At 50.2% G+C, this 20,327-nt stretch carries 10 protein-coding genes; 9 read left to right on the forward strand and 1 reads right to left on the reverse strand.

The window, feature by feature from the left end; translation table 11 throughout:
- Window positions 1-15: 15 nt before the first annotated feature.
- Window positions 16-975 carry a tRNA dihydrouridine synthase gene (locus tag J2X05_RS14450; RefSeq protein WP_310073628.1) on the reverse strand — a complete coding sequence of 320 codons (960 nt, stop codon included), beginning with the start codon at window positions 973-975 and terminating at the stop codon, window positions 16-18.
- A gap of 130 nt (window positions 976-1,105) precedes the next feature.
- Between J2X05_RS14450 and J2X05_RS14455 the strand changes: the two genes are divergently transcribed.
- The 9 genes from J2X05_RS14455 (at window position 1,106) to J2X05_RS14495 (ending at window position 20,262) form a co-directional block, all read left to right on the forward strand.
- Window positions 1,106-2,482, forward strand: a complete 1,377-nt coding sequence (locus tag J2X05_RS14455) for a DEAD/DEAH box helicase (RefSeq protein WP_310073629.1) — start codon at window positions 1,106-1,108, stop codon at window positions 2,480-2,482.
- Between the two features lie 452 nt (window positions 2,483-2,934).
- The gene (locus J2X05_RS14460) at window positions 2,935-3,741 is read left to right on the forward strand and encodes a PhoH family protein (RefSeq protein ID WP_310073631.1); all 807 of its coding nucleotides are present in this window, start codon (window positions 2,935-2,937) and stop codon (window positions 3,739-3,741) included.
- Between the two features lie 139 nt (window positions 3,742-3,880).
- Window positions 3,881-4,684 carry a putative RNA methyltransferase gene (locus tag J2X05_RS14465; RefSeq protein WP_310073633.1) on the forward strand — a complete coding sequence of 268 codons (804 nt, stop codon included), beginning with the start codon at window positions 3,881-3,883 and terminating at the stop codon, window positions 4,682-4,684.
- 394 nt (window positions 4,685-5,078) lie between these two features.
- Entirely contained in the window at window positions 5,079-6,887 is a 1,809-nt protein-coding gene (locus J2X05_RS14470; protein ID WP_310073634.1) for a TolC family outer membrane protein, read from the forward strand.
- 199 nt (window positions 6,888-7,086) lie between these two features.
- Window positions 7,087-9,258 carry a type I secretion system permease/ATPase gene (locus J2X05_RS14475; RefSeq protein ID WP_310073635.1) on the forward strand — a complete coding sequence of 724 codons (2,172 nt, stop codon included), beginning with the start codon at window positions 7,087-7,089 and terminating at the stop codon, window positions 9,256-9,258.
- A complete protein-coding gene (locus tag J2X05_RS14480) occupies window positions 9,258-10,676 on the forward strand; it encodes an HlyD family type I secretion periplasmic adaptor subunit (RefSeq protein ID WP_310073638.1) in 1,419 nt (472 codons plus the stop codon). Before J2X05_RS14475 ends, J2X05_RS14480 begins: the two co-directional genes overlap by 1 nt.
- The gene (locus tag J2X05_RS14485) at window positions 10,673-11,269 is read left to right on the forward strand and encodes a LuxR C-terminal-related transcriptional regulator (RefSeq protein WP_310073640.1); all 597 of its coding nucleotides are present in this window, start codon (window positions 10,673-10,675) and stop codon (window positions 11,267-11,269) included. Before J2X05_RS14480 ends, J2X05_RS14485 begins: the two co-directional genes overlap by 4 nt.
- 172 nt (window positions 11,270-11,441) lie before the next feature.
- A complete protein-coding gene (locus J2X05_RS14490; protein WP_310073641.1) occupies window positions 11,442-19,835 on the forward strand; it encodes a retention module-containing protein in 8,394 nt (2,797 codons plus the stop codon).
- 97 nt (window positions 19,836-19,932) lie between these two features.
- Window positions 19,933-20,262: a hypothetical protein gene (locus tag J2X05_RS14495; RefSeq protein ID WP_310073643.1), complete on the forward strand. Its 330-nt coding sequence runs from the start codon at window positions 19,933-19,935 to the stop codon at window positions 20,260-20,262.
- The last annotated feature ends 65 nt before the right edge of the window (window positions 20,263-20,327 follow it).

Consider the following 20,327-nt stretch of genomic DNA (forward strand, 5'->3'; position numbering starts at 1 on the left):
TTTTGCTGAGATAAATTAGTGGCAGGCTTGTAACGCATCAGCAAAACATTCATCAATTTCTTGTGGCGTTGTTTTGCGCTTGATCGCGTCAAAAAAAACTGTCGCTTGCGGGTATTCGCGGCTCAAATACATCAACCACTGCTTAACGCGGTTGCCGCAATTGCGCTCGCAATAAAGCGGCGTGGTGAGTTTGTAGTATTCGTAAAGCATGTTGCAGATCTGGTTCCAGGTCAGTGGCGTGTAATCTTCACCTTTAATATGCGCTTTGATCTGGCGTGCGAGATCCGGGCAGGCAAGCAAACCACGCCCGAGCATCACATCAGCACCGTTCGATTGTTCACGGCAGCGCAGGTAATCCTCTACTGACCAAATTTCTCCATTCGCGATAACGGGAATTTTCAATTCAGCGCGGATATCGGCGATATAACTCCAATAGGCGGGCGGTTTGTAGCCATCCACTTTGGAGCGGGCGTGCACTGTTAGTTCGTCGGCGCCAGCGGCTTCTACGGCGCGGGCGTTATCCAGATAGCTGCTGCGATCTTCGTAACCCAAGCGAATTTTGGCGGTGACAGGGATGTTGCGCGGCACGGCATCGCGTACGGCTTTAATAATGGAGTAAACGCGGTCAGGTGTCCGCAGCAGACACGCGCCGCCCTCATGGGCGTTGACTGTTTTAGCGGGGCAGCCAAAGTTCAAATCGATTGCCTTGGCGCCATAGCGGACAAGTTCTAATGCATTGATTGCCATTGGTTCAGGTTTGCTGCCGAGCAATTGCACACGCACTGGCGTACCGTTTGGCGTTTTGCATTCGCTTTCGAGCTCTTGCGCGTACTTATAAAAGACTTTGTAAGGCAGTTTTTGGTCAGTAACGCGGATAAACTCGGTCACACAGCCATCCAATCCACCAATCCGCGATAGTATGTCGCGTACATGATGTTCAACAACGCCCTCCATCGGGGCCAACATAATGCGCATAGACTTGCTCTGGTTCATTCAAAGGCCAGCATTTTAGCCGGTTTTGGTTGATAATTTGTTCAACCCTGCGTAGATTGCGCGGCCTTTTGCGGGTAAAACCCATCTTTTTTACTGAATATCGAGGTTCTTAATGACTCAGCCTGTTTTTCACGACCTGATTAGCGATAGCCAATTGCGCAAAGCGATTGATGTATTGGGTTACGAACAGCCCACACCGGTTCAGCTCAAAGCGATTCCGGCGGCAGTGGCAGGCGAGAATCTTATTGTCAGTTCCAAGACTGGCAGCGGCAAAACAGCAGCATTTTTGCTACCTGCGATTCAGGCGATTTTGGCCAGGCCTCCGGTGAACCCGAGCTCAACCCGCATTCTCATCCTTACTCCTACACGTGAACTCGCTCGCCAAATTGTGAAAAACGCGGAACAGCTTCTCAAGTTCACTAGCTTGAAAGTGGGAATGGTATGCGGCGGTGAGGAATTAAAGTATCAAAAGGCCATGTTGCGTAAAAACCCGGAAATCGTAGTGGGCACGCCCGGGCGATTAGGTGAGCATATCTCTCATAAATCCACAGATTTTTCCGGTTTGGAATTTTTGGTATTAGATGAAGCGGATCGCATGCTCGATATGGGGTTGAGCGATGACGTGCTGAAAATCACCAACACCTGCCGCCCCGAGCGCCAGACGTTTCTGTTCTCTGCCACTATGGAGCAAAAAGGTCTACGCCATTTGATTAAACAAGTGATTTTGGGTGCAGCCGAAGAAATTTATATCGACGAAAAGCCCAACGCTATCACCCAGCAAATGCTATTGGCCGATGATTACAAGCACAAAGAAAAATTGTTGGTTGCACTACTGCAAAAATCGACGTTTGAAAAAGTCATTATTTTTACCAATACCAAGCTCAAAGCCTCGCAGCTGGATAATTTACTGCGTTATAACAAATTTCGCGTCGGCACTTTGCACGGTGATATAACGCAAGACCAGCGCAAGATTACGCTCGATCATTTTCGTCAGGGCAGAACGACGGTTTTGGTCGCAACCGATGTGGCAGCGCGCGGTTTGGATATCCCCGGCGTTGAACTGGTAGTGAATATGGATATGGCGTATTCGGGCGATGAATATTTACATCGCATCGGCCGGACTGGTCGCGCCGATAACGAGGGCAGGGCGGTGTCTTTGGTGGATGCGAAAGAGTGGAATCTCACCAAAGGAATCGAACGTTATCTGGGCGCAACCTTCGAGCTAATTACTATGCCGGGTTTGAAGGGCAAATATCAAGGCCCGGATAAAACCAAATCGTCTGGCAAGTCGGTTGGTACGAAAAAGAAAACAACAGCAAAAGATAAAAAAGACGATACCAAAGCCCCTAAAGTGAAGGTGCGTGAGCGCGACAAGAAAAATATCGGTAATCGCCGTGTACCTACTGCACTGAAGGTGGTTGCTGCAGTTGATGGTTTCGCTCCACCGAAAAAGAAAATCACCAAACAGATTGATGATAATGACGAGTAAGGGGGTCGCGCTTGCGCCCCTGCTTATGCGTTATAGTCATGTCAATTTTATTTCAATTAAGTGATTGACCGCTTTTTAAAATAAGCCTAGTATCAAGTCAAAGGTGGTGAAATTAACCAGTAGCCGCCTCATCAGTATGTGAAGTTTGTCGTCGAGTGATAACAGCTTCATGTGCGTTCCCAAAGTAGATTTCTGGCTAGTGCCAGCGTAATCTATCTGTCACAGACTTTTGTTTTAGTAGATGTGTTTTACTGCAAGTGCTTTACTCGATATGTTTTATTGTTTTTTAATCAGCGTTGAATTTTGAATTATCAACTGATCAATGAGTAATAGAAGGGGGTAAATGACACAGACATCATTCCATAGAAAATTGCGTTCTCGGGTAACTTCACGATATTGGGCTTTTGCAACATCGCCCGTATTATTTTCAGACCTGAAGGGGATTATTCTTTATGGCAAGAAAAACGCATGCCAGACGTAGTGCAAACCATCACTCATACGATGATACCAGCTACCCAGCGTCGCGACATAAATCGCGAAAGAATCAACGCAGTGATGACAACATTGTCGAAATAAAATCCCGCTCGCAGCAAGTCGAAACAGCTTACTCTCCCCCTCGCTCCCCCCAACCACTTCGCGCTAAAACAAAATCCCAGCAGCAGTACATTAATGCTATCAACAGCCACATGCTGACTTTTGGTATCGGCCCTGCCGGTACCGGTAAAAGTTATTGTGCTGGTGCCTTGGCAGCAGAGGCGCTGGAATCGGGGCGTATTGAGCGCATAATCCTCACGCGCCCAGCGGTGGAGTCTGGTGAGAATCTCGGTTTTTTACCGGGCGATCTCGACGAAAAATTTTCTGTGTATATTGATGCCTTCCGCGATATTTTAAACGAACGCCTCGGCGCTGGAACTGTGGAATATTGTTTGCGTCATGGCCGTATAGTTGCAGCCCCGCTCGCCTTTATGCGTGGTAAAACCTTTAATAGCAAAACCTTTGTGATTTTCGATGAAGCGCAAAACGCTAGCCCGGCGCAGATGAAAATGTTTCTGACCAGGATAGGCGAAGATTGCAAGGTCGTCATCAACGGCGATATTAAACAGAGTGATATTCGCGGCCCCAACGGCTTGGAGGATGCAGTCAATTTGTTGGACGGTTTGTCTAACGTCTATATTCATGAGTTTGAACGCGAAGATATAGTGCGCAGTGGTTTGGTGCGCGATATTATCGACCGTTACGAAGTGACTGACGAAGATTAATCAACCTCAAGGCACGCAACTAACTATCGTAATTAGTTGCGTGCGCTTGTCATCTCTATTTGACTTGCTAAATGATCAGTGAGTCGTCATCCTGCGCGCTTTTTCCTTTTCGTGATCGTCACTTTTTCTGATAATTATTATGAAAGATTTGCGCTGCCCGCTTTGCTGTCAACCTCTGCTACAAAATACCCAAGGCTTGGCTTGTGCAAATCGCCATCAATTTGATCGCGCGAAAGAGGGTTACTTCAATTTATTGCCCGTACAAAATAAACATTCGCGTGAACCTGGCGATGCCAAAGAACAGTTGCAGGCGCGCCGCCAATTTTTGCAGGCGGGATTTTTTGATCCACTCAAAATGCGGCTGCAAGAGTTATTGCCAGCAACAACGTCAACTTTGCTTGATATAGGTTGTGGTGAAGGTTATTTCACGGCGGGATTTTCTGATGCCTTACCCCAAGCGCAGATCTATGGAATTGATATCGCCAAAGCGGGTGTGCGGCTCGCGGCAAAAACGGCGAAGGATAAAACCGGGCTGACATACTGCGTGGCATCGAGTTTTGATTTGCCTCTGGCCGATAACTCTATGGATGTGGTCACCCGAATTTATGCCCCCAGCAAAGACGCCGAGTTATGTCGTGTAATAAAACCGGGCGGCAAGTTAGTTATAGTGGCGCCCGGCGAAAATCATCTGCTGGGTTTACGCGCGCGAATATACAAGGAGGTGCGCCCGCATCCTCAGCCAATGACACCCGAAGGTTTCGCAGTAGTAGAGCATCATCGTTTGGGGAGCAATTTGCGCGTGAACGAGCCGGACATCTGCGCAGCACTTTTAGCCATGACTCCATTTGCCTGGCGGTTAGCACCGGAGCTGCGGGATTCGATACTCGCCAGTGAGTTGCGGGATACTTTGGACTTTACGATCAATGTATATAGCAAAAATTGATCATTTTTCTATTTTCCCAAGGGTCTAACGTGCGTGAGGTAATTAAAAAAATGTGATTTGAGTCACAAATGCAAATACTGTTGTGGCATAAAGCATCGATGAGTTATGATGAAAACGTTGGTTTGGATGTTTTTTGTGCCACAAACGCGGTGGCTGATCTAAAAACCCTGTTTTTATTCCCAACGCTATCTACTATAAAGTTATACCAAAGTTCCTGGATTTTGTTGTCCGGATGCGGTGGTTTGGCTTCTGCAATAGGGATTTTCTTGCCTCCCTGAGTTCAGTTAATGAACTCGCATCCTGTGCGAAACGATTCGCCCAAGCTATTTGTCAGTCTGATACCTACTTATTATTTGTTGATAACTGTTACGTGCAACCCATGTGGAAAATTCTAATGGCACTTTCTCTTTTTGATCGCATCGCGCTTTTAAAACGCATATCACTGATTTCCCATTCATTAGTATTAATGTCGGTATTTGCGTTCACTGGCCAGGCGGCTGCACAAAGCACCGCCGCAAACAATGTAAAAGATGCCGCCCTGCAAGCGATAGAATCCAACCCCGATGTACAAGCGAGCTGGCATGAATTTAGTGCGTCTACACATGATGTGCGCGTTGCGCGCGCTGGCTATCTGCCTAGCGTCGATATAGGTGTATCGACAGGAAAAACTAATCGCGATTACGACGGCCGAGCTAGCTATACCAATAATCAGGCCCAAGTCACGCTCAGCCAAATGCTGTTTGATGGATTCCGCACTTCGGGTGAAGTCGATCGTTTTGACAGCGCGCGTTTGGTACGTTACTACGAATTACTGAATACCATAGAAACCACTGCACTTGAGGCTGTACGCGCTTATGAGGATGTGAAACGTAATCGCGAGTTGGTTAATTTGGCGCGTAACAATTATGTGAAACATCAAGAGGTGTTTGGCCAAATCGAAGAGCGCGCAACGTCCGGTGTTGGTCGTCGGGTCGATCTGGAGCAAGTTGCGGGTCGCCTGGCATTAGCGGAATCCAATTTGTTAACCGAAGCGTCCAATTTGCACGATGTCACTGCGCGCTATTTGCGTGTAGTTGGGCAATTGCCTGCGGAAGATCTGGCGGAAGTTGATTTGACCCAGAAAAAATTGCCGGAAAATATTCGCTCGGCATTAACGCTCGCCTATCAAGGTAACCCCGGTTTCCATGCGGCGATTAAAAATATCAGCGCTGCGCAGGCCGCCGTAAAAGTTGAGCGCGCTGGCTATTATCCCAAAGCAGAATTGCGCGCGCGCCAAGTGACCAGCCGCAACCAAAACGGTTTCGATAATCGCACCGATCCCGATAGCTATGGTGATGAAAGTGCAGTCGAATTGGCCCTTACTTATAATCTGTACAGCGGCGGCGCCAACCGCGCTGCAGTGCGTCGTTCATTGGAGCAAGTAAATCAGGCAAAAGATTTGCGCGATCAAGCCTGTGTTGATTTACGCCAGAACACCCAAATTGCCTACAACGACGCCCAGCGTATTCGTGAGCAACTCACCTCATTGCAACAACACCGAATTTCTAGCGATAAAGTGCGTGCTGCCTACTCCGAGCAATTCAATATTGGTCAGCGTACTTTGCTTGATTTGCTTGATGCCGAAAATGAATATTTCCAAGCGAGCCGCGCGTTGATTATCGCTAACGGTGATTTGGAAATTGCTTACGCACGTTCATTGGCCGCGATGGGAAGCTTGTTGCCAGCATTGGGTATAGTGCGTGATGGTCTGGGCATTCTGCATGAAACCAAGGTTAATGATTCGCTGAATATTTCTGAATCTGCTTGTCCGGATGTTGCGCCTGAAGCGCTGGGGCGTGACGATTTGATCAGCGAGTTAACGCCACTCGCAGGTGATGCATTATTTGATGTGGGCAGTTCGCAATTAAAAGCGGGTGCAGCACAAAAACTGGATCAACTGATTGCTGATATCAAAGCGACCGCCAAGGTTGTGCAAATCAGTATTGAAGGCCACACCGATAATACTGGTACTGATGCGCTCAATATTCCACTATCAAAAGCGCGTGCGCAGCGTGTACGTGATTATTTCGTATTGAATGGATTGGAGACAATTCCTATGACCGTTGACGGTTTTGGCGCAACTCGCCCGGTGGCCGACAATACCAGCGTTGTTGGTAAAGCCGCTAATCGCCGTGTTGATGTCACAGTGACGCGTAGCGAATAGTCAGGTACTTGTTTTAGCGCTGCCAAGAACGCATCAAATTCCGGTAATTTGATGCGTTTTTTTATGCGCGCACCGCAGATGTTTTGCAATCAAATTGCGTGTGCTGCAATGGCCATCTATATTACAGAGGCTTTTGATCTGACTAGCGATACATTTTGCTATTGGTGGGTTTTGCCCGCTTGCCGCTCCCGGAGCCACAATGACCCTTGATGTTCAACTTTCCACGGATGTTTCCTTGGCTGCCAGTGCCGGCGGGCCACTGCTTGAGTGCTTATTGCTCATTGCGCGTGCGCACCAGATCACGAGTACTCGCGAAACACTGTTGGCAGGGTTGCCATTGGACGCACAGCAACTTACACCCTCTTTATTTACCCGCGCCGCCAAACGCGCTGGCCTCACTAGCAAGATCGTGCAACGTGATTTGCCCGAGCTAAATAGTGCTCTTTTTCCTGCAGTACTCTTATTGAATAATAATCAAGCGTGCGTTTTGTTGGCTGTGAAAACCGATATTGCGCAAGTACTTTATCCAGAGCTTGGCGATGCAGTCGTAAACGTCCCTCTCGCTGAGCTGACAAACCATTACACAGGTCGTGCGATCTACGTGCGTCCGCAGGAACGTTTTGATGCGCGCACGGCTGAAATTGGTAAAACAACCAATGCAAAAAATCGCGCTGCGCATTGGTTTTGGGGTGTTATTGCCGACCACAAATATTTATATCGCGATGTATTGCTTACTGCACTGTTGATTAATTTTTTTGCACTGGTATCGCCGCTGTTTGTGATGAATGTGTATGACCGCGTAGTACCTAATCACGCCACTGACACACTCTGGGTTTTGTCGATTGGAATGTTGATTGCCATTAGCGCCGATTTTGTGCTTCGCATGATGCGTGCCTGGTTTGTTGATCTCGCGGCAAGTAGAGTGGATGTCACTCTCTCTGCAAGCATCATGGAGCGGGTGCTGGGAATGAAATTGTCCGAGCGGCCTGCATCAGTTGGATCATTTACCTCCGGTTTGCAATCCTTTGAAGCTATCCGCAGTTTTATCTCTTCTGCGACTATTTTGGCGCTGGTAGATTTACCCTTCGTATTGTTGTTTTTAATTGTCGTGTTATTAATTTCCTGGCCGCTGGTATTCCCGATTTTAGTGGGGGTTGCATTGGTGATGATTTACACCGCAGCGGTACAACACAAAATGCATTTGTTATCAGAAAATTCCATGCAGGCATCGGCGCAACGCAATGCCACCTTGGTTGAAAGCCTGAGCGCATTGGAAACTGTAAAAACCCTCGGTGCGGAAGGACGCATGCAAGCAGTGTGGGAAAAAACTACGCTACTGGTATCGCGTGTGGGTGTAAAAATGCGTTTGCTGTCTGGCTCGGTTGGCACTACTACCATGTGGATTCAGCAGGCGGTATCAGTCGTTATTATCATCGTTGGTGTTTACCAAATTATTGAGGGTAATTTAAGCCAGGGCGGGTTAATCGCTGCGTATATGTTGTCGTCCCGCATTATGGCACCGGTGGGACAAACTGCGGGTTTGTTGATGCAATACCACAGTGCCGCCACCGCATTGACGGCATTGGATGCGATTATGCAAAAACCAGTTGAGCGGCCACTCGATGCAAATTGGATTAGCCGTCCGCACTTGCAAGGTGGAATTGAATTTAAAAAAGTAGCATTTAAATATCCGCAAGATGAACGTGAAGTATTACGCGATGTTGCATTTAAAATTAATCCCGGTGAGCGTGTAGCAATCCTCGGGCGCAATGGTTCGGGCAAAACCACTATTGAAAAATTAATCGCCGGTTTATATGAACCGACGGCGGGCACAGTTTTGCTCGATGGTATTGATATCCGCCAGCTCGACCCCGCTGAATTGCGCCGTAATATGGGTTATGTATCACAAGATGTGAATTTATTTTTTGGTTCACTGCGCGACAATATTGCCATGGGCGCACCCCATGCGAGTGATGATGCAATTCTTGAAGCTGTGCGCTTGAGTGGACTCACTGATTTTGTAAACCAGCATCCGATGGGCTTGGCGATGCCAGTGGGCGAGCAGGGGCAATTACTTTCCGGTGGGCAGCGCCAATCGGTCAGTATTGCGCGTGCGCTCTTGAGTGATCCGCCGATTTTATTAATGGATGAACCAACCGGCGCAATGGATCACACCAGCGAAGAAGAGTTCAAACGCAATCTGGTGCAATTTGCTGCGCGCAAAACCTTATTGGTAATTACCCATCGCACATCGCTGCTTGAATTAGTCAATCGCATTATTGTGATCGACGGTGGAAAAATTGTTGCTGATGGACCGAAAGAACAGGTTGTTGAAGCGCTGCGCCAAGGCCGGATTGGGAGGGCATCCTAATGACGGCCACGCGCGATAAAATCTGGTTTGAACGAATTGGACGCTGGTTAGATAAATTAGGCCTGCCCGCAACCCGTTATATTGATAAAGCCTACGCCCGCTGGCTCGACCCTTTGCATGAGCAACCCAAAGATTGGGTTACGGATTCTGATTGGGCGAAGTTGCAGCAGGAGCCAGTGCGCGCGCGCGCATTATTGCGTGTAATTGCCCTGATCATCTTTTTGCTCATTGTCTGGGCGGCATTTGCGCCATTGGATGAAGTAGCGCGCGGCGAGGGCAAAGTCATTCCTTCATCGCAATTACAAATTATCCAGTCCTTTGATGGCGGTGTGGTGCAAGAGGTATTAGTGCGTGAAGGGCAGGTAGTGGAGAAAGGCGATTTGTTGCTGCGTATCGATCCCACACGATTTATTTCTACATTTCGCGAAAACCGCGCCGAATATTTATCGCTGCAAGCCCGTGCGGCACGCCTGCAAGCATTGACATCGAATACGGCGCTGGTATTTGCCGATGATTTGCTGGCCGATGCACCGGATATCGTCAACCACGAACGCAGTCTGTATGAATCCAATCGCAAAGAGTTGGATGAACAGTTGAGTATTGCGCGCAGCCAGTTGGATCAGCGTTCGGAAGAGTTGAATGAAGTGCGTGCGAAATTAACGCAGGTGACGCGCGCATTGGAATTATCAACGCAAGAATTAAATGTCACCAAACCTCTACTCGCCAGCGGGGCAATTTCTGAAGTGGAAATTTTGCGCTTGGAAGGCGATGTGTCCAACGCGCGCGGTGAGCGCGAGCAGGCCTTATCACAAGAGTCGCGTTTGGTTTTGGCTGTGCAAGAGTCAGAGGGAAAGTTGCGCGAGACTGAATTGCTCGCCAGCAATAAATGGCGCAATGAGTTATCGGAAGTGCTGAGCAAAATTGCATCGCTGTCGGAGACTAGCACCGGTCTTGCAGACAAAATTAAATACGCTGAAATTCGATCACCCGTGCGCGGTACTGTGCAGCGCGTATTTACCAATACGGTTGGTGGTGTGGTACAGCCGGGGCATGAAGTGGTGGAGATGGTACCGCTCGATGACCAATTATTAATTGAAGCGAAAGTATCGCCCAAAGATATTGCGTTTTTACATCCGGGGCAGGAAGCGATTGTAAAATTCACCGCTTACGATTTTGTCGTTTATGGTGGTTTAAAGGGTAAAGTCGAACACATCAGCCCCGATACGATTACCGACGAAAAAGAGCGCACTTTTTACATTGTGCGTGTACGCACCGAGCGCGCTGGATTTGATCCAAGCTTGCCCATTATGCCAGGCATGATGACGCAGGTAGACATACTTACCGGCAAAAAAACCGTGCTCGCCTATTTGTTAAAACCTGTGCTGCGCGCGCAACAAAATGCCATGACTGAACGATGAGCCAACACCTGTTTTTTTCGCCCGCTGAAATACAATCACCGCGCTGGCAGCAGGCGTTTCCTGCTGCGCGAATTAGCAATGCTGTTCCGCATGTTAATGCCGATGAGTTTGTGTGGTTGCTGCTGCGTGATGAGCTGAGCTTTATCCAAATTCAAAGCTTGAGTGCTGCGGGTGCACGTGTGATTGCGATGACGGCGATTGAAAATACGCAGGAGGCGCGTCGTGCGCTTGAAGCGGGTGCGAGTGGTTATGTGCATTATCTGGCGATTCCACAGGTGCTTGAGCAGGTTGCACAAGTAGTATCTGCCGGTGGTATGTGGTTGGGGGCGGATTTAATGCGGCAACTGGTGTTGGCGACGGCGCGTATCCTTCCCGCGACATCTGCTCCACAGGCGGATCTGTCGCTCCTTACCAGCCGCGAAAAGGCCGTTGCTGAATTAGTCGCAGCCGGTAAAAGCAATAAAGAAGTCGCGCGCGATCTGGACATTACCGAGCGCACGGTGAAAGCTCACCTCGGCTCCGCCTTTGAAAAGCTACAGGTGCGCGACCGCCTGCAATTGGTGCTCATGTTCTCCAATAAGTCTGGCGCTTAAAACATTTTTGTTGAAAATCCCCACTTTCTATTCATTATTCTTTTATAGAAGTAAAAAAACTCTGCTTATTGTCCTTTAGTCCAATGGCGCAATTTTCCTCAGTAACTAGACTCCACATCATCGCACTCACTCCGTGAGCTGCATCACATTTTTAAATGACGTGGAGTCATCTATGAGTAATGCCGTTGCCAAAGTTTCGTTTCTTCAAGGTCAAGCTTGGGCGAAAGCCCCGGATGGTACACTGCGTGCCCTGACAGTGGGCAGTACGCTCAATGACGATGAAATTTTGGTAACCGCAGAGGGCGCCCGCGTTGAGTTGGATGTGGGTAGTGGAGAACCGCTAGTTGTCAATGGTGGTGCGGAAGTCGGCATGAGCCGTGACTTTCTCGCCGATACAGCAACTGGCCCTGATGAAGCCTTACTGAGTGACGCCAGCGTGCAAGAAGCGCTGACAGTGTTGGAACAGGGCGGCGACCTTTTGGAAGAGTTGGAGGAAACTGCTGCGGGTGATGCCGGTGGTGGTGGCAGCAGTGAAGGGCACAATTTTGTGCAGCTCACCCGAGTCATTGAAAGTACAGATTCACAAGCATTTGACTATACCTCGGCCTCTCAATCTGGCCAGATAGCGTTCGAGAACGACGCAAACTACATTAATCGCGCACCTTTGGTTACCGATCAGGTCATCGTGTCCAATGAAGACGAAGCCGTCACTGGCCAAATCATTGCCGACGATATTGAAGATGATGCCCTGACCTTCACCGTCGCTACTCCTCCCGTTAATGGTGTGTTGGTAATTGACCCTGTCACCGGCCAATTTACTTTTACCCCCAATGCGAATTACAACGGCACAGACGGTTTTGTCGTGACCGTGACCGATAGCCGCGGCAACTCCACGAACACCAGCATTACACTCAATATCGCACCGGTTAACGATGCACCAACCACTAGCGATATCAACCTCACGACCGATGAAGATGTGCCGGTCAATGGTCAGGTAGTTGCGCAGGATATCGAGAATGACACGCTTAGCTATGTTGTATCTGGTCAGCCTGTTAACGGCACAGTGGTTCTTGATCCGGCCACAGGTACTTTTGTTTATACCCCGAATGCCAATTACAACGGCAGCGACAGTTTTGTCGTAACGGTTAGTGATGGCAATGGTGGTACCACCACCAGCACTGTCACCATTGGTGTTAACCCCGTTAACGATACCCCGGTGAGCAATGACCAAAGCCTGGTGACCGATGAAGACGTGCCGGTTAGCGGCCAGGTAGTCGCCAGCGATATCGATGGTGATACCCTTGGCTATACAGTGTCCGGTGTCCCTACCAATGGCACGGTGGTGCTCAATCCTGTGACTGGCAGTTTTGTCTATACACCCAACGCTAACTACAACGGCGGGGATAATTTTGTCGTCACCATCAGCGACGGGAAGGGCGGTACAACCACCAGTACCATTACGATTGGAGTCAACCCGGTTAACGATGCACCAGTCAGCAGCGACCAAAATCTGAGTACGCCGGAAGACACGCCGATTAGTGGCCAAGTTACCGCCACTGATATCGATGGCGATACACTGGGTTATGCGGTATCCGGCCAGCCAACTAACGGCACAGTTACGCTTAATCCAGCAACTGGCGGCTTTGTGTATACCCCGAACGCCAACTACAACGGCAGCGACAGCTTTGTGGTCACCATCAGCGATGGTAATGGCGGCACTACCACTAGCCGCGTCAACATCGGTGTAACACCGGTCAACGATGCGCCAGTAAGCAATGATCAAAATCTTACTACGCCAGAAGATACCCCTTTGCCTGGTCAAGTGGTGGCGACCGATATCGAAGGGGATACGCTGGCCTATGTGGTATCTGGCCAGCCAGCCAATGGCACAGTTGCGCTTGATCCTGTGACGGGCAGTTTTGTCTACACTCCCGGCAACAACTACAACGGCAGTGACAGCTTTGTCGTCACCATCAGCGATGGCAATGGCGGTACGACTACCAGTCTCATCAATATCGGTGTAACGCCGATCAACGATGCGCCAGTTTCCAGCGACCAGAACCTGACTACACTGGAAGATACGTCATTGTCTGGCCAAGTCGTTGCCAGCGATATTGAGGGCGATACACTTGGCTATGCGGTATCCGGTCAGCCTACCAACGGCAGTGTCTCCCTCAATCCTGCCACCGGCAGTTTTGTGTACACACCGAATGCCAACTACAACGGCAGCGACAGCTTTATCGTCACTATCAGTGACGGCAAAGGGGGAGCTACTACCAGCCGCATCAATATCGGTGTAACACCCGTAAATGATGCCCCTGTATCGAACAATCAAAACCTCAGCACCCCGGAAGATACTCCCATCAATGGCCAAATCAGTGCTTCTGATATCGATGGTGGCGCACTGGGCTACCTTATTTCCGGCTCACCGGCCAACGGTTCGGTCACCCTGAATGCTGCGACCGGCAGTTTTGTCTATACCCCCAATGCGGGTTACAACGGCAGCGATAGTTTTGTTGTCACTATTAGCGATGGCAATGGTGGTACTACCACCAGCCGTGTGAATATCGGTGTAACACCGGTAAACGACGTGCCTACTGCAGGTAATCTGAATCTGACCACCGATGAGGACGTGCCCGTCAACGGCGCCATTAGTGCGAATGATCCCGATGGTGATACCTTGTCTTACACCGTCACGGGTAACCCAGCCAGTGGCACTGTGGTGTTGAACCCTGCAACTGGCACCTTTACCTACACGCCCAACGCCGGATACGGCGGCAGCGACAGCTTTGTGGTGAGCGTGAGCGATGGTAAAGGCGGCGTGGCGACCAGCACGGTCACTATTGGCGTTAACTCACTCAATGACGACCCGGTAGCCAGCGACCTGAACCTGACAACGGCGGAGGATACCGCTGTCAACGGTGCCATCAGTGCCACTGACGCTGAGAGTGATCCCCTGTCATACAGCGTGACGGGTAATCCTGCCAACGGTACTGTGGTGCTGAATCCCGCAACCGGTACATTTGTTTATACGCCCAATGCCAATTACAACGGCAGTGACAGCTTTGTAGTTACCATCAGCGATGGCAATGGAGGCACCACGACCAGTAACGTCGTGATTGTCGTCACCCCGGATAACGACGCGCCCACGGCGGCCGATCTGAACCTGACAACCGATGAAAATGCTCCGGTGAATGGAGCTATCAGTGCTAATGACCCTGATGGCGATGCGCTGTCCTACACGGTTACCGGAAACCCGGCGCAGGGCACAGTGGTGCTGAATCCTGTGACCGGCACTTTTACTTACACGCCCAATGCGGGCTACAACGGCAGCGATAGCTTTGTGGTCATCGTCAGTGATGGCAATGGTGGCTCCACTACCAGCACGGTGACCATCGGCGTGAACCCGGTTAATGATGCGCCTGTTGCCAATGCCGATAGCATTAATGTGGCGGAGGGTGGTGTTGCCACCACTCTGGTAGGCGGAGCAACCAGCGTGTTGGCCAACGATACCGATGCTGATCTGGATGCGCTTACCGCAGTCTTGGTCACTGGTCCGGCCAATGGCACTCTTACATTGAATGCCGATGGTACCTTCAGTTACCTGCACGACGGCTCTGAGACGACTACCGATAGCTTCACCTACAAGGTTAACGATGGAACCGAAGACGGAAATACGGTCACCGTCAATATAAATGTCACGCCAGTTAACGACGCGCCAGTCACCGTTGCTGACAGTATCACTGTCAATGAAGGCGGCACTGCGACGCTGCTAGAGTCGGGTGCCACCAGTGTATTGGCTAACGATTCGGATGCTGAAAACAGCCCGCTGTCGGCGATTCTGGTTTCCGGACCCGCGCACGGCACGCTGACGCTGAACGCGAACGGTACCTTTAGCTACACCCACAACGGCAGTGAAACCACCAGCGATAGCTTTACCTACCGCGCTAACGATGGCACCAACAATGGCAATATCGTTACGGTACAAATCGCGATTACCCCGGTCAATGATGCCCCGATAGCCGTAAACGACACAGCCAATGTTGACGAAGGTAGCTCGGTCATGGTGGCGGTGCGTACTAACGATTCCGATCCCGAGGGCGGTGTTCTGACTGTGGCATCTGTCAGCCAAGGCGCCAATGGCTCGGTTGTTATCGATGCGGTTACCGGAAATCCGGTTTATACCCCGAACACCGGTTTTTCAGGCAACGACAGCTTCACTTATACCGTTCAAGACCCATCAGGTGTGACCGCCACCGCCACAGTCAATGTTGTGGTCAAAGCCAATGCCCCGAGCGTGCTTGTGCAAGACCTCGATTCCGCCCCTGAAGATAACGATGTCACCGGTAATGTGCTCACCAACGACACTGACTCAGATGACACCCTGACAGTCGCGAGTTTCCAGATTTCAGGACTGGGTAGCTTCACCGCTGGCCAGACGGCGCTTATCGCCGGTGTCGGAAGTCTGGTGGTGAATACCGACGGTTCCTACGTCTTTGATCCGGTGGCCGATTGGAATGGCGCCGTCCCCCAAGTTACCTACACAACAAATACGGGTTTCTCCAGTACCCTGGATATCACCGTTACGCCAGTGAATGATGCTCCCGTTGCTGTGGACGATTTCTATACCATCAATGAAGACGATGTTTGGAGCATGCCTCTGCCGGTGTCGGATCTTGTCACCAATGACTCTGATCCGGATGGCGATTCAGTAAGGGTTGTTATCTTGGAGAATGCCGTTAATGGCACATTGAGCGTTGTTTCAGGAAATCTGGTATTCACGCCAAACGCTGAGTTCAGCGGCACAGCGAGCTTTGATTACCGCATTACCGACGACAAGGGTGGAGTGGATAAAGGCACTGTGTTTATCAACGTGGTGGCGGTTAATGATCCAACACAGGCGATTGATGACTTTAAAACCGTCGCCGAAGGCAGCAACGCAACCGGAAATGTGTTGACCAATGATGTTGATCCGGATTCTAACCCGCAGGTTGCCAGCTTTGTGATCAATGGCACTACCTACAATGCCAATGACAGTGTGACCTTGCCGGGAGTGGGCCAATTTACCTTGCTCGCAAATGGCGACTATACCTTTGAGCCGATTGATAACAACTTTAATGGTGCCGTGCCGACGGTGACCTACACCACCGACACTGGTGCGAGCGCAGACCTGAATATCACGCTTACCCCAGTGAATGATGCGCCCGTAGCGGTAGACGACACATTTACGATTACCACGAATACCACGCTGTCGCTGCCCCTGCCCTTGTCGATTCTGGTCGCCAATGACACAGATGTGGACAACGATACGTTGCGGGTTACCACCGTGACCTCTGAATCCAATGGCACTCTCCAGGTCGTTGGTGGAAACCTGGTGTTTACGCCTACCCCCGGTTTCACAGGCGTTGCCAGTTTTACCTACATAGTGACGGATGATAAAGGTGGAGTTGACTCAGGCAGGGTCAATATCAACGTGGTGGCCGCGCCTAACCAAGCGCCAGAAACCAACGTGCTCAATGTCTCCGGCGATGAGGACACTCTGATTACCATCAATCTGGCTGGCAGTGATAGCGATGGTTCGGTCGCAGGCTATGTCATTAAGTCCCTGCCAACGAATGGTCTGCTATACAGCGATGCCGCTATGACCACCCTGATTGCGGTTGATGATCTGGTCAGCGGGCCTGTCTACTTCAAACCCGATGCTGACTGGAATGGTGCCAGTCAGTTCAACTACGCTGCGCGCGATGACAAGGGCCTGGACGATTCGACCCCAGCCACAGTGAACATTAGCGTCAATCCTGTAGCAGATGTCGCCGTAGTAGGCAGCGGTGCTGGCACAGTAAAAGAGGATACTCCAGCCCAATCCACTGCGGCAGGAACCCTCTCCATCACAGATCCGGATGCAGGTGAGGCAGGCTTTGAGGTGCAGACCAATACCGCCGGAACCTATGGCAGTTTCTCCATTACCAGCACAGGTAACTGGACTTATAACATCGACAACAGCAAGACAAACGTCCAACAACTTAAGGAAGGCGAGACCAAAACCGAGATATTCACCGTCAAGAGTATTGACGGCACCACCAGCTCAGTAGTGATTACTGTCGCAGGCACTAACGATGGCCCAACGGCGGTTGCGGATAGCGGTACAACCCTGCGCAATACAGCCTTGACCTTTGCACCAGCCGATTTACTGGGCAACGATACTGATCCTGACGGCGATATCCTGACGATTGATTCAGTTCAAGGTGCGGTGAATGGTAATGTTTCACTCGTCGCTGGCAACGTGGTGTTTGTCCCTACTGCTGGGTATTCCGGTCCGGCGTCTTTCACTTACACCATTAGTGACGGCAAAGGTGGAAGCTCTACTGCCAGCGTGGATATCACCGTAGTGAAACCCAATACCGCGCCTGATGCAAATGACGATGCGGCAGCATCTACTGGCTCGGGCAATATTGGTTTGGTGTCGGAATACTTCGGTTACAGCGATCCGGCCAACGGTTCAAACCTCACGAATCTCCAACAGATCAATACGTTCATCAATGGTCGTACACCTGATGCGACTTTTGTAGCCAAAACGTTCGACTATGGAAATACTGCATTTAATAACGGTCTGGGTAACGGTACTAACCTGCAGTCATTTCTGGGCAGTGATGCAGCCAGCCTGAGTGCTGACCCCGCTACCACAACCGATGCAATTATCCGTATGCGTGGTTTTGTTGAGCTGGGTGCAGGCACCTACAATTTCAAAGTCACCGCTGATGACGGTTACCAAATCCGGGTTGATGGGGTAGTGGTGGCAGAGGTTAACCAGAATCAGACGGTCAAAACGACCATCCACAATCTATTTACGTTAACTACTAGCGGTTTGCATACTGTTGAAGTTATCTATTGGGACCAGGGGATTTCAGCGCGTCTGAAACTGGAATTGAGTGATGATGCCGGGACAAGTTATGACCTCCTCTCGTCTATTCCCACTTATAAAAATGTCATTTTCTCGGCGGTTGAAGACACTGCACTTGCCATCCCAGCCAGTTCCTTGCTGGGCAATGATACCGATGCTGATGGTGATACCTTGGTTATCCAGAGCGTACAAGGTGCAGTAAATGGGTCGGTTAACCTGGTGGCTGGCAGCATCGTGTTTACTCCGGCCGCGAATTATAGTGGCCCGGCGAGTTTCACCTACACGATCAGTGATGGCAAAGGCGGAACCGACACAGCAACGGTGAATCTGGTGGTGGCGCCAGTGAATGATGCTCCTACAACCGTGGCCGATTCCGGCGTTGCCGCTAGTAATGGCAGCTTGAGTATCCCTATAGCTACGTTGTTGTCCAATGACAGCGATCCAGAGGGTGAAGTTATCAGCTTTGTCAGTGTACAAGGCGCTGTCAATGGAACTGTGGCAGTCTCTGGTAATAATGTTGTCTTTACTCCAACAGCCAACTATGAGGGACCTGCCAGCTTTACCTACACTGTCCGCGATCCTTTGGGCAACAGCAGCAACGGTTCGGTAACAGTCAATGTCGGGGCCGCCTCAGCACCTTCGGTTGCGGTATTGAAATCCGTAGTGGCCTTGGCACATGGTACGGGCGGCACCAGCGTGAAGTTTCCGATCATGACTTCCCTGGTGGATACCGACGGCTCTGAAACCTTGTCCATAAAAATCAGTGGTGTTCCAACAGGTCTTAGTTTTAATAGTGGAACCAATCTGGGTGGCGGGGTGTGGCAATTTACCACCGCCGATTTGCCTAATCTCACCTTGAATCTTCCTGGCAGCTACACCACAACGAACACTAGCCTGACGGTACAAGTCACTGCTACTGAATCCACTGGCGGGTTTACAGCATCTACTTCTACTACTGTGGCGTTAAGGGCGGACTACACAACCGTAGACATTACAACGACTGAAAGTGGCAATTACACCGGTAATTCCGCTAATGAATATATTCAGGGTGGTAGTGGCAATAATACGATCAGTGCTGCCAACGGCAATAATGTGGTTTCTGGTGGTGATGGCAATGACACTATTACCTCTGGTTCAGGCAATGACGTCATTTTTGGTGGAAGTGGTAACGACACCATAAGTAGCGGCGTTGGCACTGACCGTATCAGTGGTGGTGCTGGCAACGATACCATGAGCGGTTTTGCGGATAACTTTGTGGATGTGTTCGTCTGGGGCTTGGGTGACCAAGGTGCGGCAGGTGCTCCGGCAGAAGACACCATCAACAATTTTGTAACCACCGCGGCGGGCGGTAATACCAATGGTGGCGATGTACTCGATCTGCGCGATTTGCTCCAGGGTGAGCATGTTGGCGCAAGTAATGGTGCTGGCAATCTGGCTGATTATCTGCACTTTGAGATTTCTGGTGCGAATACCATTGTCCACATTAGCCACACCGGAGGCTTCAGCGGAGATACCCACACTGTAGGTGCAGGCTATACTGGCTCGGCAGAGACACAAAAAATTACGTTGACGGGAGTCAATCTGCAAAGCCTTTACAGCGGCGCAACAACAGACCAACAAATTATTACGCAGCTGCTAAACAACAATAAATTAATTACCGATTAATACATTGTTGTTAAAGGTAAAATTCCCGCGCTTGGTCTGTGGTTCAGGTGCGGGATTTTTTCCTTGGCATATCGATTTTTTGTGAGGGGGGGAGAGCATGTACATCAAACGCAATGAGGCAGGCGAATTAATTGCTATCAGTAAAATTGCCGGGAGTGATTTTGTTGAAGCCGTTGCTGATGATGCACAGGAATTGTTGGCGTTTATCCAACAGGAAAAAACTGCCGAACAGTTGGCGCTGGAGCAGACCGACCAAACCATGGCGCGGGTACTCGAAGATGTAGTGAATTTGTTGGTGGAGCAGGGTGTGATTCGCTTTACCGATTTGCCCGATGCAGCGCAACACAAGTTGCTCAACCGGCGTGAATTGCGCGGTAAACGCCAAGGGATTTATTTGTTGGATGATGGCGACAATTTGCATTTGTAATTCGTGTGCAGATTGTTGCGAGTGGTTTGCTTGCTACGTGATCTTACTGAAAAAACGGTGCAGCT

This window comes from Cellvibrio fibrivorans (genome assembly GCF_031457055.1).
Classification (GTDB): domain Bacteria; phylum Pseudomonadota; class Gammaproteobacteria; order Pseudomonadales; family Cellvibrionaceae; genus Cellvibrio; species Cellvibrio fibrivorans.

Excerpts from the sequence above, each read along its gene's own strand:
- J2X05_RS14450 (WP_310073628.1), bottom strand. The coding sequence starts at position 975 with ATGCGCATTATGTTGGCCCCGATGGAGGGCGTTGTTGAACATCATGTA.
- J2X05_RS14455 (WP_310073629.1), top strand. The coding sequence starts at position 1,106 with ATGACTCAGCCTGTTTTTCACGACCTGATTAGCGATAGCCAATTGCGC.
- J2X05_RS14460 (WP_310073631.1), top strand. The coding sequence starts at position 2,935 with ATGGCAAGAAAAACGCATGCCAGACGTAGTGCAAACCATCACTCATAC.
- J2X05_RS14465 (WP_310073633.1), top strand. The coding sequence starts at position 3,881 with ATGAAAGATTTGCGCTGCCCGCTTTGCTGTCAACCTCTGCTACAAAAT.
- J2X05_RS14470 (WP_310073634.1), top strand. The coding sequence starts at position 5,079 with ATGGCACTTTCTCTTTTTGATCGCATCGCGCTTTTAAAACGCATATCA.
- J2X05_RS14475 (WP_310073635.1), top strand. The coding sequence starts at position 7,087 with ATGACCCTTGATGTTCAACTTTCCACGGATGTTTCCTTGGCTGCCAGT.
- J2X05_RS14480 (WP_310073638.1), top strand. The coding sequence starts at position 9,258 with ATGACGGCCACGCGCGATAAAATCTGGTTTGAACGAATTGGACGCTGG.
- J2X05_RS14485 (WP_310073640.1), top strand. The coding sequence starts at position 10,673 with ATGAGCCAACACCTGTTTTTTTCGCCCGCTGAAATACAATCACCGCGC.
- J2X05_RS14490 (WP_310073641.1), top strand. The coding sequence starts at position 11,442 with ATGAGTAATGCCGTTGCCAAAGTTTCGTTTCTTCAAGGTCAAGCTTGG.
- J2X05_RS14495 (WP_310073643.1), top strand. The coding sequence starts at position 19,933 with ATGTACATCAAACGCAATGAGGCAGGCGAATTAATTGCTATCAGTAAA.